Genomic DNA, 14985 nt, shown 5'->3' on the forward strand with positions numbered 1-14985 from the left:
CGGTGTATGATTGCGCCCGTCAGCCCCGCCGGGGCTTTGGAATATCTCCATGGACTTACCCAGTAGTTACTCAATATCTAGTTTTGCCAATCATGAATTAACTGATTGATCCTTCCGGCGTGCTCCACTGCTGGGAGTGGAGTTCGCCTATGACCCAAGTAGAAGTAAAAAAAACGCAGGAAAGCCTTCAGGATCGCCTCGCTCAAGTCGTTGAGCTGCTGCAGCGCCAGCGGGTCGTCGAAGACCTGACGCATCGCCAGGAAGGCCCGAATCATGACCGGGTCGAGAACCTGGTCCACCGGCAGAACCTTGTTGAGCTGCAACGCAAGCTCGATGACCTGCACTCCGCCGACGTCGCCTACATTCTTGAAGCCCTGCCACTGGAAGAGCGCCTGACGGTCTGGCAGTTGGTCAAGGCTGACCGCGACGGTGACATCCTGCTCGAAGTGTCGGACTCGGTTCGGGAAACCCTGATCGCCGACATGGATGATCACGAGTTGCTGGCGGCGGCCAAGGAGATGGACGCCGACGAACTCGCCGACCTGGCGCCCGAACTGCCGCGGGACGTTGTCCACGAACTGATGGAAGCCCTCGACGGCCAGCAGCGTGAGCGTGTGCGCTCGGCGCTGTCCTATGACGAGGAGCAGGTCGGTGCGTTGATGGACTTCGAGATGGTGACGATCCGCGAGGACGTCAGCCTTGAAGTGGTCTTGCGTTACCTGCGCCGTCTCAAGGAGCTGCCCGGCCATACCGACAAGCTATTCGTGGTCGACTATGACGGCGTGCTCAAGGGCGTGCTGCCCATCAAGCGTCTGCTCGTCAACGACCCGGAAAAGCAGGTCGCCGAGGTCATGGCCAGCGACCCGGTGAGCTTTCACCCGGACGAAGACGCCTACGATGCGGCCCAGGCATTCGAACGTTACGACTTGATTTCCGCACCGGTGGTCGACAAGAACGGCAAGCTGATCGGCCGTTTGACCATCGATGAAATGGTCGACTTGATTCGTGAGGAAAGCGAAAGCGAAGTCCTCAACATGGCCGGTCTGCGCGAAGAGGAAGACATCTTCGCCTCGGTCTGGAAGTCCCTGCGTAACCGCTGGGCCTGGCTGGCGATCAATCTGATCACGGCGTTTGTCGCTTCCCGGGTCATCGGCCTGTTCGAAGGCTCCATCGAGAAGCTGGTGGCGCTTGCGGCGCTGATGCCCATCGTCGCCGGTATCGGTGGCAACTCCGGTAACCAGACCATCACCATGATTGTCCGTGCCATGGCGCTGGACCAGGTCAGCACCGGCAATACCTCGCGGTTGATGCGCAAGGAACTGGCTGTCTCCTTGATCAACGGCGTGATTTGGGGTGGCGTGATCGGTGTGGTGGCTTACCTGCTTTATGGTAGCTGGTCGCTGGGTGTGGTCATGACGGCCGCGATGACACTCAATCTGCTGCTGGCAGCATTGATGGGAGTCTTGATCCCCATGACCCTGGCCCGTATGGGGCGTGATCCTGCCATGGGTGCCAGTGTCATGATTACTGCGGTGACCGACAGTGGCGGGTTCTTCATTTTCCTGGGGTTGGCGACTATCTTTCTGCTTTGATCATTTATCGAGGAAGCCCGCCCTGTTGGCGGGCTTTTTTGTGGGCGCGAGAAAAGGGGAGCAGGAGGGCCAAACGCCAGGCATAAAAAAGCCAGCACGAGGCTGGCTTGAGTGTTTTGCGTGTGATCAGCTCGGCTCTGCGGCCATCTCTACGTCATGAGCAATCAGCGAAACGAGGGCGTTCTGCTGGCGGTGGGAAAGTTGTCGGAAGCGTTGAAGCAACTCGCGCTCATGCAAAGACAGCTCTGGGCTGTCCAGGCGCATGCTCAACTCTTCACCCAGTGCACCTTCCTGAATCAGGCTTTGCTCCAGGCGCGCAATGATTTCAGAGTTCATGCTGCGATGATGATTACGAGCCACCTCGGCAATGCGTTCCCGCATTCCGTCTGGCAGACGTACGACGAACTTGTCAGCCGTACGGCTGGAATAAATTGCCTGTTTCATTGGGCGCATATTTATTTAACCGGTTAGTTCAGGGGAGCGGTTCTTGGGATTGGCCGCAGGATGTCGATAAGACAAGCCCCATTGCCAAATGTTCAACCTGAATTGTTAAGAGGCCCGCATCATGCCTCAAAATTGCCAGATCATTGGCGCCAATTCTGTGACAAATTCTGATCCGGGTAAAGGCGTTATGCCAGCACCTTTCATCAAAAAAATGCGGACTGATTGGAAAAAACAACAGGTTCGCATTTTGTGACCGTCAGATTGTGTCGTTGTGCCATACCGTCTGGCGGATAACGGAAATGGACAAAAACGCCTGCCGTCCCTGTCTTGTACAGGATAGTGGCAAATGGCCGATTTACTAGGATGAGCAAGCCAGGGGCAGATGAATGGTGGCCGAGGCATGGCCGTCTGGCCTATCCAGCCTTCCGGGCAGTACCAATTACCTACACTTAAAAAAAGGGACGACATGACAAACGCAGGGCAGGTCGTTAACATGCACGCCGTTCCGCGCACCGCATTCCTCGTGGTCGACTCGTGTCTCAGTAGCTCAATTGGATAGAGCATCCCCCTCCTAAGGGGAAGGTTGGCAGTTCGAACCTGCCCTGGGACACCATTATAAACAGTGGGTTAGCGTGTTTTCCGCTCACTTTCCCCTGCTTGCATTCCCCATCTGCGCACGATCATCTTCGCCTTCAGCGCGCCATGCGTGCCTTGCACCGCTCTTCATTCCCCCAGGCTGTGATCGACTGCCCATTTTTGCTCTTTTTTACCGAGCCTGTTTCGGTAACGCGAAACTTTCTCCCCCCTCTGCTATCTGACCGTCTCGGTACGTTGTAGGACTTTTCCTTCGTAGCCGATGGAATACGTACCTCTTTTTTACCGATGTCGGTGCCGCATTTCGCAGGCCTGACCCACCGTGTCTTTGATTCAGGCCACAAGGATGTGACATGCAGCCAGCCGCACCCTGCCGACCGCGTAAACCGAGCAGCCCTCGCCGTTGTGCTGACGGAACCTGCTCATCTGCACAAAACGCCAAACGCCTCGCCCTGCTGCTGATAGCGGCCTGGATGACGGGCGCGTGGAGCGTTGCGCAGGCGGCTGGGCCTGAAGAAGAACTGCTGCGCCAGCAAGAGCGCGAACGGGTGTTGCGCGATCAGTTGGAGTCCCGGCCCGACGTGCGCCTGCAGGCGACACCCGTGGATGAAGGTGTCGAGCGCTTGCCCGCCAAGGAGAGTCCCTGCTTCGCCATCAATGACATTCGCCTGATCGGCGAAGCGTCGGAACAATTCCAGTGGGCGTTGCGCGCCGCCAACCCCAAGGATGATCCGGCCATTGGCCGTTGCCTCGGTGGCGGCGGGATCAACCTGACGATGAAGCGCATGCAAAATGCGATCATCGAGGCCGGCTACGTCACCACGCGCGTACTCGCCGAAGCCCAGGATCTGAACAGTGGGGTCCTGGTGTTGACCCTCGTGCCGGGGCGCATCCGTGAGATTCGTTTCGAAGAGGGCACCAGCTCCCGAGCCAATGCCTGGAACGCGATGCCGGCCAGTCCTGGCGATCTGCTCAACTTGCGCGACATCGAGCAGGCGCTGGAGAACTTCAAGCGCGTGCCGACCGCCGAGGCCGACATCAAGATCGCGCCAGCCCGTGCCGCCGACGCCAAACCCGGTGAGAGCGACGTGGTAATCGCCTGGAGCCAGCGGTTCCCCGCTCGGGTGAGCCTGTCGGTGGACAATTCGGGCAGCAAGACCACGGGCAAATACCAGGGCAACGTGTCGCTGTCCTTGGACAACCTGCTGGCGCTCAACGATATGATCTACGCCAGCGTCAACCATGACCTGGGCGGTGGCGAGTCCGGCCATCGCGGCTCCGATGGCAGCACGCTGCATTATTCGCTGCCGTTCGGTTATTGGCAGTTGGGGTTCACCAGCAGCGAATACAACTACGAACAGTCGGTCGCCGGCGCCAACCAGACCTATCAGTACCGGGGCGAGAGTCGCAACAACGAGGTGCGCCTGTCACGCCTGCTGTACCGCGACGCCGTTCGCAAGACCACGGCCTGGGGCAGCCTGTGGACGCGCTCCTCTGAGAACTTCATCGACGACACCGAAGTCGGCAACCAGAAACGCCGCATGGCCGGTTGGCAGTTGGGGTTGGATCATCGGGAGTTCATTGGCGCTTCGATGCTTGACCTGGGCGTCGCCTATCGTCGCGGCACCGGTGCCCAAGATGCGCTCAGGGCGCCGGAAGAAGACTTTGACGCCGGCACGTCGCGCTCGCAGATCATCACCGCCGATGCCCAATTGCAGGTGCCGTTCCAGGTTGGCGATCAGCGCCTGCGCTACATCGGCGGCTGGCGCGCGCAATGGAACCGCACGCCGCTGGTGCCTCAGGATCGTTTCTCCATCGGCGGGCGCTACAGCGGGCGCGGTTTCGATGGCGAAAACATTCTGTCCGCCGACCGTGGCTGGACCCTGCGCAACGAAATCGGCCTGTCCCTGGGCCAGACCGGCCAGGAGCTCTACACCGGTATCGACTATGGCGAAGTCAGTGGCCAATCCAGCGAATTCCTGATTGGCCAGCGCTTGGCGGGGGCCGTGGTGGGTATACGCGGCGGTTACAAAGGCCTGTCCTATGACTGGTCGGTGGGGACGCCGTTGAAGAAGCCCGATGGTTTCGAGACAGCCAACGTGACCAGCGCGTTCACCGTCATCTGGTCATTCTGAGGTGATCCCATGCAGTTCGAGACGCTAGACATTATCGCCCCCGGCCTGATCGACGAACCCTGGAGCGAAGCCGCGGTGTTCGGCTCCGCCACCTGGTTGTGGATGCACTCCAAGGCCCATCGCGATGCGCCGTTGCACACCTTGCCAACGCTGCTGCTGCCGGCCCTCAAGCATCGCCAGTTCGTGCTCGGCTCCGAACACGGCAAGCCGGTGTTCTACCTGTCCTGGCTCAACCTCGACGAGGCGGCGGAGCAACGTTATCTGCGCCAGTCGCCGTTGGCGCTGACCCAGGACGACTGGAACAGCGGCGAGCGCCTCTGGCTCAACGACTGGGTCGCTCCCTTTGGCCACACGGCGGTATTGAGCCGCTTGTTGCAACGTCATCTGTTTATTGATCGCTGTGCCCGTGCCCTCTATCACCGAGGCGACGAGCGCGGCTTGCGGGTCAAGACATTCCAAGGGATCGGGGTCATTCCCGAACAGGCCCAGGCCTGGTTTGCCGCCCACCCGCTGGCAATCGAAGCGTAACTCCAACCACTGCTCGTGCGGGCTGGCTCCGCAAATGGAATTGCTATGAACAAGCATCTGTACCGAATCGTTTTTAACAAGGCCCGCGGACTGCTGATGGTCGTGGCCGAGAACGTCACCAGCCAGGTCAAGGCGCCGGGGACCCGTTCCGGGCCGGCGGCGGGCGCAGCGGCTTGCACGGCGACACTCGGAGCGTTGCGCTTTGCCCTGATGACAGCGATTGGCCTGGTGTCCTTGAACGTGGCGCCGAGCTGGGCTGGCACCATCGTCGCTGACCCAGGCGCCCCGGCTGGGCAACGACCGACGGTGATACAAAGCGCCAACGGCACGCCGCAGGTGAATATCCGCGCGCCTAGCGCTGGCGGTGTCTCGCGCAACACCTACAACCAGTTCGACGTCGATGGCCGGGGGGTAATCCTCAACAACGGTGCGGGCAATAGCCAGACGAAACTGGGCGGTTGGATCGAAGGCAACCCGATGTTGGGCAATGGCAGCGCGCGGGTCATCCTCAACGAAGTCAATTCCAGCAATCCCAGCCAATTGCGCGGTTACGTCGAAGTCGCCGGCCAGCGCGCCGAAGTGGTGATCGCCAACCCGTCGGGTATCACCTGCAACGGTTGCGGCTTCATCAACGCTGACCGGGCCACCCTCAGCACCGGTCGGGCGCAGTTGGAGAACGGTCGCATCACCGGCTACACGGTGCAGGGCGGGACCCTCAACATCGAAGGCAAAGGCCTGGACGCCCGCGAGGCCGACTATACGGATCTGATTGCCCGTTCGGTACAGGTCAACGCCGGGGTGTGGGCCAACGACTTGAAGGTTACGGCCGGACGTAATCAGGTCAATGCCGACAACACCCAGGCCACGCCGCTACCAGGCGCCGAGGGAGAAAAACCCACCGTTGCCATCGACGTGGCCAAGCTCGGCGGCATGTATGCCGGGAAGAGCATGCTGGTGGGCACGGAGTCCGGCGTGGGTGTGCGCAACGCCGGGCAGATTGGCGCCAGGGCGGGCGAGGTGGTCATCAGCGCCGACGGCAAGTTGCAAAACCAGGGCGCCATCAGCAGCGCAACGGAGACCCGGGTTGCTGCCACCAGCGTTGAAAACAGCGGCACGCTCTACGCCAAGGGCGACCTGAGGCTCGACAGCACCGGTGACATCGACAACAGCGGCACCGTTGCCAGCCAGACCAACACCACGCTGACCGCCAAGACCCTTCGCAGCACCACGGCCTCGAGCCTGGCGGCGGGCGTCGGCGCGGACGGCAAGCTGGGCAGCAGTGGCAACCTCGCGCTACGGGCCACCACGGTCAAGGCGCAGGGCCAGAATCTGGCTGGCGGCGATGTCAGCGTCGAGGCGGCTGACCTGGACCTGAGCGGCAGCCAGACCCTGGGCCGCAACGTGACCCTGACGGCCAGTACCGGCGATGCCAACCTCACTGGCAGTCAAGTCGATGCGACCCAAGTGCTGAATACCAAAGCGGCCAAGACCTTGCGCACCGATACGGCCAAGGTCACTGCGGGGAACCTGCAGATGGGCGCGCGGGATATTTCCAATGCCGACGGCGAGCTGGTGCAGACCGGCACCGCCGACACGTCGATCAAGGCCGCCGCCACGCTCGACACCAGCGACGGCCGGATTGCCTCCAATGCCACCAATGTGAAACTTGGCGCCGACCGGTTCGACAACAGCACGGGCAAGGTCGAGCACGCCGGCAAAGGCACCCTGGATATCCAGGCCACCCAGTTGGCCGGCAGCAAAGGCACCTTGGCCAGCAATGGCATATTGAACGTCAAGGCTGGCGAGGTGCTGGTCGATGATGGCCTGACCCAAGGCCAACAGATCACGCTCGACACCACGACGTTGTCCAACCAGCGTGGACGGATTCTCCAGACCGGCGCGCAACCGCTACAGGTCACCGCCCGTGAACGCTTCGACAATCAGGCTGGGCAAGTCAGCGGTCCCGGTGCCGTGGCGCTGAAGGTCGGCACGCTGAACAACCAGGGCGGCAAAGTCCTCGCCACCGACAACGGTGCCTTGACCGTCACGGCCGACGAAGCGGTCAATAACGGCGGCGGGACGCTGGCCGCCAGCGGTACGACAAAGGTCAGCGGCAAGGCGCTGGATAACACCCAGGGCACCGTGAGTGCCGGCGGTGAGCTGCATGCGACGTTCGACCGCTTGGACAATATCGGCGGCACGCTCGCCGCCACCCAGCGCATGGAGATCATCGCCGGGCAGTTGAACAACACCAATGGCGTGCTGGGTTCGGTGAAGTCCGGGCTCAAGGTCAGCGTCTCGGCGGATGCGCTGAACAACAGCGGCGGACGCCTTGAAGCGCTGGGCGATATCACCCTGTCGGCCCAGGGCTTGAATAACCAGGGCGGGGTGATCAGTGGCCAGGCTTTGGACCTGAATAGCCACGGCCTGCTGATGGACAACAGCCAAGGCACGCTGAATGCCGGCGCGACCCTGGACCTGCGCAGCGGTGAATTGCGCAACGCCGCGGGCCTGATCCAGGCCAAGGGCAAGCTGTTCATCGACACCGGCAGCCAGGCGCTGAACAACCTCCAGTCCGGCACCACCCAAGGCATCAGCGGCCAGGATGCGGTGGAAATCCGCAGCGCCCACCTCAACAACAGCACCGGTTTCCTCGGCGCCAAAGGTGCGCTGGTGCTCAAGGCCACCGACCTGACCAACGGCAGCGGCGGCCAGATCGTTGGCCAGAAGAGCGTACAGGTCGAAGGCGCCCGGGTGGATAACCGCGGCGGTCAATTGCAGGGCCTCGGCGATGTCCAGTTGGTGCTGGGCGAGACGCTCAACAACCAGGGCGGACTGGTGCGCAGTGGGGGAATCCTGGGCGTGACTGCCAACGTGCTCGACAACAGCGCCACCCAAGGCGCCAATCAGGGCCTCGAAGGCCGCGCCATGAGCCTGGCGCTCGACACCTTCGGCAACCAGGCCGGTGCCGTGCGCACCGACGAAGGATTCTCCATCGGCGTCAGCCAAGCGCTGGATAACCAGGGCGGCCTGATTTCCTCGGGGGCCGGCCTGACCATCACTGACCGCGATCCGGCGCAACGTCGCCAGGCGGTGCACAACCTCAATGCGACCTTGCTCGCCGGCAGCTTGTTGTCGCTCAACGCCGCCTATTCCGGGGGCAGCGGCCGAGCCCTGAGCCTGGGCGACCTGACGTTCAGCCTGCAAAGTGGCCTGGACCTGAGTGGACAGATCCAGGCCAATGGCAAGGTTGACCTGAGCACCGAAGGGGCTTTCAACAACAGCGGGAAACTGCTGGCGGGCAATCTTCTGCTGGTTCACTCGCAGACCCTGGACAACGCCGCCAACGGCGAGATCAGCGCCGGCCAGGTTCGCCTGACCGTCAACGACAGCTTGACCAACCGTGGCCTGATCGACGGCCAGCAGGTGCGTGTGCAAGCGCTGTCGCTCAATAACCTGGGCACGGGACGTCTATACGGCGACCGATTGGCGATTGCCACTTCGGCCCTGAGCAACCGCGATGAGAATGGCGTCGCCGCGACCATCGCCGCCCGCGAGTCGCTGGACATTGGCACCGGCACCCTGGACAACCGCGAGCAGGCAATGATCTTCAGTGCCGGGGACCTCGCCATTGGCGGTGCGCTGAGCGCCACTGACAAAGCCCAGGACCGGGCCCAACTGTTGACCAACGCCAGTGCGACCATCGAGGCCCTCGGCAACCTGTCGCTCGATGTGCAAAGCGTGCGCAACACCAACGAACACTTCAGCACCCAACAGGTGGAAGTCAGCCGCACCGCCTTGCAGGAATTCCAGCTCAGCGGTTCGCCGAACCGCTACCAGGGCGACCAGATTTCCGTGAGCCACGACGAGGTCAATTACCTCAACACGCCCGAGGGAAGCAAAGATAGCTGGAACCGCTACGACTACACTCGCGTGGTCCAGGAAACCCAGATCGCCACCTCGGCACCGGCGCAGATCCTCTCGGGCGGGACGATGCAGATCAATGCAGGGGATGTGCTCAACGACAAGAGCCGCATCATTGCCGGTGGGTTGTTGCAGGCCAACATTACCAGCCTGACCAACACCGAACTGACCGGCCAGCGCACCACCACCGACAGCGGCACCGCAACGAATTACTACCGCATCCAGCGCAAGGGCCGGGACCGTCAAGGAACAGCCGTCACGGCCTACACGCCTGCGCCCTTGATCCAGGACATCAGCCTGCAACCGACCGTGTTCGCCCAGAACGCCGCCGGCAACGGCACCGGCACCCAGATCAGCGCCCGCGCCACACAAGGCGTCGGCGAACAGATCGCCGCCACGGGTACGGTCAGCGCTCCGGTCGACAGGACCTTTCAAGTGGCGCCCATCGTTCAGGTCGCGGCCCAGACCACCCTCAACAGCAAGGGCGTGGCCGAGCAGATCCGCAGCGGCGGGCCCTCCCTGGCATTGCCGAACAACAGCCTGTTCACCACTAATCCCCAGAACACCAGCAGCTACCTGATCGAAACCGATCCGCGTTTTGCCAGCTACCGCACCTGGCTGTCATCGGACTACATGCTGCAGCGCCTGCAAGTCGACCCGGCACTGACGCAACAACGCCTGGGCGACGGCTTCTACGAACAGAAATTGATTCGTGAACAGATCGCGCAACTCACCGGCCGCCGTTTCCTCGACGGCTACGCCAATGACGAAGCGCAGTACCGTGCCCTGATCGACAACGCCGTGACCGTCGCCAGCCAATGGCAACTGGTGCCCGGCGTGGCCCTGACCTCCGCGCAGATGGCCCAGTTGACCAGTGACATCGTCTGGCTGGTTCAGAAGCAGGTCACCCTGGCCAACGGCGACACCCGCAACGTGCTGGTGCCGCAAGTGTACGTACGGGTCCAGGAGGGCGACCTCAACGGCTCCGGTGCCCTGATTGCCGGGCAGCAGTTGAACCTGAACATCGCTGGCGACCTGGTCAACAGTGGCAGCCTGGCCGGGCGCAGTGTCATGGCGATCACCGCGCAGAACATCGAGAACCTCGGCGGGCGCATCCAGGCCGACAAGGCATCGCTCACCGCGCGGGAAAACCTCAACAACCTTGGCGGCCTGATCGGTGCCGTGGACAGCCTGTCGCTCAAGGCCGGGCAGGACATCAACGTCGTCTCCAGCAGCCGGGACAGCAGCAGCGCCCAAGGCACCCGCCCCAACCTGTCGCGGGTGGCCGGGCTGTTCGTCAGCGGCGCCCAAGGCACGATGGGCGTGAGTGCCGGCAACGACCTCAACCTCACCGGGGCCCAGGTGGGCAATGCCGGCAAGGGCGGCAGTACCTTGCTGGAGGCGGGCAAGAACATCAACCTGGCCACCGTCGGAGAAGCCCACGAGCAAGCGCTGGCCTGGAACAGCAGCAACTGGCGCAAGGATGCCAGCCAGACCGAAGTCGGCTCCCAGATCCAAGGGCAGGGCGACGTGCGCTTGAGCGCCGGCCAAGACCTCAACGCCCGCGCGGCCCAGGTCACCAGCGAGCAAGGGGCGGTGTTTGCCGAGGCCAAGCGCGACGTCAACCTGACCGCCGGCCAGAACTACCAGTTCGCCGATGAAGCCCACAAGGTCAAGGGCAGCAACGGGATGTTTTCCAGCAAGACCACCACCACCCGCGACACCATCAGCCAGACCTCGGTCGAAGGCTCCACCCTCAGCGGCGAGCAGACCTATGTACAGGCCGGTCGCGACATCAACCTGAAGGGTAGCAACGTGGTGTCCACGACCCAGACGGTGCTGGTGGCGGACAACAACGTCAACATCGAAGCCGACACCGCCAGCAGCAGCGAACGTCATGACAAGTCCGTGAAGAAAAGCGGCCTGTTCAGCGGCGGCGGCATCGCCGTGACCATGGGGACCCAGCAACAGAGCGTCAAGGACCTCACCACCGAGCACACGGCCGTGGCGAGCACGGTCGGCTCGACCACCGGTGATGTGCTGATCGAAGCGGGCAAGGGCTATCGCCAAGTGGGCAGCCAGGTGTCGGCGCCACAAGGCAACATCGACGTCACGGCGCAGACTATCGACGTCGTCGAGGCGCGCAACACCCGCGAGCGCGAGCGTGAAACCCTGTTCAAGCAGACCGGGTTCACCCTCACCGTGACCAACCCGGTGATCAGCGCGATCCAGACGTCCCAGCAAATGAAACGGGCATCGGAAACAACCGACGACGGGCGCATGACAGCCCTGGCCGCCGCCACCGCCGTACTGGCGACCAACAATGCCGCCACCGCCGTGGCGATGGACCCGGGCGCGGCGGGCGGGATCAACATCAGCCTGTCCCTGGGCACCAAGAAGAACGAAAGCACCACCACCTACACCAGCGACAGCGCGGCCGGCTCGACCATGACCGCCGGCCACGGCCTACGCCTGCGCGCCACGGGCGCGGGTGCCGCCAGCAACATCACCGTCCAAGGCAGCGATATCAAGGCCGGCCGCAACGCCAGCCTCCTGGCGGACGGTGACATCAACCTGCTCGCCGCCCGCAAGATCGACAAGCAGGACACCGACAGCAAGAGCAGCAGCGCAAGTATCGGCATCGGCTTTTCCGTCGGTGCTCGCAACGGTTTCACCCTGGACCTGGGGGCGTCCGGCAGTCGTGGTCAGGCGGATGGCGATGGGCTCACCCACACCAATACCCATGTCCAGGCGGGCAACCAGTTGCTGCTGTCCTCGGGCGGCGACACCAACCTCAAAGGCGCGGTGGCCAGCGGCAAACAGGTCTTGGCCGATATCGGCGGCGACCTGACCATCGAAAGCCTGCAAGACACCACCACCTACGTGGTCGATGAGAAGAGCCTGGGCGTTGGCATCAGCCTGTGCATTCCGCCGTTCTGCTTAGGGATGAGTTCGGTCAGCGGTGCCAGCGGCAGTTTCGGTGCCACGGATATCGATTCCAACTACGCCAGCGTGACCGAGCAATCGGGCATCACGGCCGGGGACGACGGCTTTGACATTCGCGTGGGGGGCAACACCGACCTGGTCGGCGCTGTCATCGCCAGCAGCGACAAGGCCGTGCAGGACGGCAAGAATCGCCTGGTCACCGCCAGCCTCACCAGCCGCGACATCAAGAACAAGGCCGAGTACGACGCCAGCACCGTCAGCGTCGGTGGCGGCTATCGCGAAGTCGGCAAGGACCAGCAGGGCAACGCCACCAGCGGCGGCACGCAAACCCCGGGCACCGACCTGCCGAAGAACGACAACGACCTCAGCGCCACCATGCCGATCGCCATCAGCGCCAGCGACGACGCCAGCAGCGTCACCCGCAGCGGCATCAGTGGCGGCACCATCGTCATCAGCAACGACGCCGAGCAACAGAAACGCACCGGCCAGAATGGCGAGCAAACCGTCGCCAGCCTCAACCGCGATGTCTCCAGCGACCGCGACACCACCAACACCCTCAAGCCGATCTTCGACGAAGACGAAATCCGAGCCGGTTTCGAGATCGTCGGGGCGTTCTCCAACGAAGCCAGCACCTTGCTCGCCAACAAGGCCAAGGAAGTCGACCTCAAGCGCAAACAGGCCGAGGCGGCCCAGAACGCGGCCCTGGACCCCAACGCCCAACTCACCGACAGCGAACGCTTGGCGCTGCTCGGCAGCGCTCAGCGCCTGAATGCCGAAGCCAGCGGCATCGCCGACAAGTGGGGCGCGGGCGGCGCCTACCGGCAGCTCGCCACCGCCCTGGTGGGCGCGGCCAGCGGCAACATCAGCGGCGGTAACAGCGCGTTCGTCCAAGGGTTGGTGGTCAACTACCTGCAACAGCAGGGCGCCGGCTACATCGGCGACCTGGTGGCGGACGGCAAACTCACCGAAGGCTCGCCGCTGCACGCCGCCCTGCACGGCATCGGCGCCTGTGCGGGTGCCGCCGCCAGCAGCCAGAGCTGTGGCAGCGGAGCCGCAGGCGCGGCGCCATCGAGCCTGCTCACCGGCCTGTTCTCCGAAGCCAGCCCCGATGAAAGCGAAGCCCAGCGTGAGGCCAAGCGCAACCTGATCGTCAGCATTGTCACCGGGTTGGCCGCCACCAGCTCCTCGCTCGACCCGGCTACCGCCAACAGTGCGGCGGGCGCTGCGGTAGACAACAACTGGCTGGCGACTCAGCAGTGGGTTCAGGCGGAGAAGGAGTACAGCGCGGCTGACGGTCTCGGGGCCAAAGCGCAGGTGATCGCCAAGTGGGCGTACATCCACAAGAAACAAGACGTCCTGACCCGCTTCGGCGTGGGCAAAGGTTTGGCGCAGGCGGGTTGGAGCGATGTCGAAGGCTTGGCGCAATTCCTCCTCAATCCGGTTGAAGGGATCAAAGGTATCAAAGCCTTGCTCGACGATCCCGAGGCGCGCCAGAGATTAGGCGATGAAATGGTCGGTGACGCCGAAGCCAAAATCGCACGTATCGAAGACGCCCTGGAACACGGCGGCGACGAACGTGCCGTGCAACTGGGCCAGGATATTGGCGAACTGGTCTGGCAAGTCGGCACCATCGCCACGGGCGTGGGCACGGCGGCCAAGGGCGGCGTGGCGCTGGCGAAAACCGGGATCAAGGTGGGGGCCAAAGAGCTTGAAAAAATGGCCGATATGGCCAACATTGCCAAAGCTGAAGTGTCGGCCGGGAAGCCGATGAACTGGAGCAGCGTGGAGGGGGCGTATAGCAAGAAGCTTGAGGGGGGGTATGGCCCTGGCACGACGACCGTTAATGGGAAGGTTGTTGAGAATCCTGGGGACTATAGTGCTGGGATAAAAAAACCTAGTAAAGTGCTACGCGAAGTAGAAATTAACTCTGGTGGTAAGGGGGCGTGGTCCAAAGAGCTGAATAAACCTGAGCCCAATACAATTTATAAAGTGGATGGCAACAAGATTTATCAAACCGATAGTTTGGGTCGCGTTGAAAAGGTTGAATCTGAGCTTTCGCTTGTGAAAAATGACAGGAATACATACCAGCAGTGTGTCGCTGGAAAGTGCGGAGTTGCTGGTGATGAAGGGGGGCATCTAATTGCAAGCATTTTTAACGGCCCTGGTGAAAAGTTAAATTTGCTTCCCATGAATGGGAATCTAAACAAAGGTGAGTGGAAGGTGATGGAGAATGCATGGGCTTCCGCACTCAAGGAGGGTAAGAGCGTCAGCGTGAAAATCGAGCCTGTCTATACAGATGCTGGCCTCAGGCCGGATAGATTCAATGTTAGATACTCGATTGATGGTGGACGTCCTGTGATTGTTGATTTTAAAAATGCACCTAAAGGTGGAAACTGATGAGCGAGCAGGGGCTGTATCAAAAAATTGGCCAGCTTTTATTGGATGCTGGTCCTTCGGGGGCTCAAAAAATAGTTGTTAGAGCTAGGCTTTTTGCCGAGGGCGATGGAGGAAGTTATGAGTTTGATTATTTCGATAAAACAAACCGCTCAAGCTGGTTTGATCCAGACAGCAGAGCTGTGGGAGATTTGACAGAGTTGTTGGTTGAGCTCCGGCGCTACTATGTTGAAAATGGGTTGTGCCAAAATGGGAAACCTTGGTCTTCGTGTGCAGTTACTTTGGATGTAGAGAAAATGAAAATTAGTATTAACTACAGTTATGATGGTTAAGTTTTTTGCGGAGGTAGGGGGTGAAAATGTTGCGTTGTAGGAAACGGTGGGTATCTAATTGCTCTGTTCTTAAATAAACTCCCCCTTTTTTCATGA

General features: G+C 61.7%; 6 protein-coding genes and 1 tRNA gene. 6 read left to right on the forward strand and 1 reads right to left on the reverse strand.

Annotation, left to right across the window (positions count from 1 at the left end):
* The first annotated feature begins 149 nt into the window (after positions 1–149).
* Positions 150–1592, forward strand: a complete 1443-nt coding sequence (mgtE, locus tag HGO40_RS13945) for a magnesium transporter (RefSeq protein WP_060741018.1) — start codon at positions 150–152, stop codon at positions 1590–1592.
* 126 nt (positions 1593–1718) lie between these two features.
* Here the strand turns inward: mgtE and HGO40_RS13950 are convergent, their stop codons facing one another.
* Positions 1719–2045, reverse strand: coding sequence for an Arc family DNA-binding protein (locus HGO40_RS13950; RefSeq protein ID WP_186707061.1), 327 nt, complete (start codon positions 2043–2045; stop codon positions 1719–1721).
* A gap of 527 nt (positions 2046–2572) precedes the next feature.
* On the opposite strand from HGO40_RS13950, the gene HGO40_RS13955 reads away from it, so the two are divergent.
* The 5 genes from HGO40_RS13955 (at position 2573) to HGO40_RS13975 (ending at position 14889) form a co-directional block, all read left to right on the forward strand.
* A tRNA-Arg gene (locus tag HGO40_RS13955) sits at positions 2573–2649 on the forward strand.
* A 454-nt stretch (positions 2650–3103) separates the two neighbouring features.
* Positions 3104–4765 carry a ShlB/FhaC/HecB family hemolysin secretion/activation protein gene (locus HGO40_RS13960; RefSeq protein ID WP_250963468.1) on the forward strand — a complete coding sequence of 554 codons (1662 nt, stop codon included), beginning with the start codon at positions 3104–3106 and terminating at the stop codon, positions 4763–4765.
* A gap of 9 nt (positions 4766–4774) precedes the next feature.
* Positions 4775–5293: a toxin-activating lysine-acyltransferase gene (locus tag HGO40_RS13965; RefSeq protein WP_109753925.1), complete on the forward strand. Its 519-nt coding sequence runs from the start codon at positions 4775–4777 to the stop codon at positions 5291–5293.
* 45 nt (positions 5294–5338) lie between these two features.
* Positions 5339–14560 (forward strand): two-partner secretion domain-containing protein, encoded by a 9222-nt coding sequence (locus HGO40_RS13970; protein WP_250963469.1) that lies wholly within the window; start codon positions 5339–5341, stop codon positions 14558–14560.
* Positions 14560–14889 (forward strand): hypothetical protein, encoded by a 330-nt coding sequence (locus tag HGO40_RS13975; RefSeq protein WP_250963470.1) that lies wholly within the window; start codon positions 14560–14562, stop codon positions 14887–14889. The genes HGO40_RS13970 and HGO40_RS13975 overlap by 1 nt, the downstream gene beginning before the upstream one ends.
* The last annotated feature ends 96 nt before the right edge of the window (positions 14890–14985 follow it).

Source organism: Pseudomonas sp. CG7 (assembly GCF_023701885.1).
GTDB classification, from domain to species: domain Bacteria; phylum Pseudomonadota; class Gammaproteobacteria; order Pseudomonadales; family Pseudomonadaceae; genus Aquipseudomonas; species Aquipseudomonas zanjanensis.

What these genes read in the sequence shown, in the direction of transcription:
- mgtE (WP_060741018.1), top strand. Translation starts at nt 150, where the DNA reads ATGACCCAAGTAGAAGTAAAAAAAACGCAGGAAAGCCTTCAGGATCGC.
- HGO40_RS13950 (WP_186707061.1), bottom strand. Translation starts at nt 2,045, where the DNA reads ATGCGCCCAATGAAACAGGCAATTTATTCCAGCCGTACGGCTGACAAG.
- HGO40_RS13960 (WP_250963468.1), top strand. Translation starts at nt 3,104, where the DNA reads ATGACGGGCGCGTGGAGCGTTGCGCAGGCGGCTGGGCCTGAAGAAGAA.
- HGO40_RS13965 (WP_109753925.1), top strand. Translation starts at nt 4,775, where the DNA reads ATGCAGTTCGAGACGCTAGACATTATCGCCCCCGGCCTGATCGACGAA.
- HGO40_RS13970 (WP_250963469.1), top strand. Translation starts at nt 5,339, where the DNA reads ATGAACAAGCATCTGTACCGAATCGTTTTTAACAAGGCCCGCGGACTG.
- HGO40_RS13975 (WP_250963470.1), top strand. Translation starts at nt 14,560, where the DNA reads ATGAGCGAGCAGGGGCTGTATCAAAAAATTGGCCAGCTTTTATTGGAT.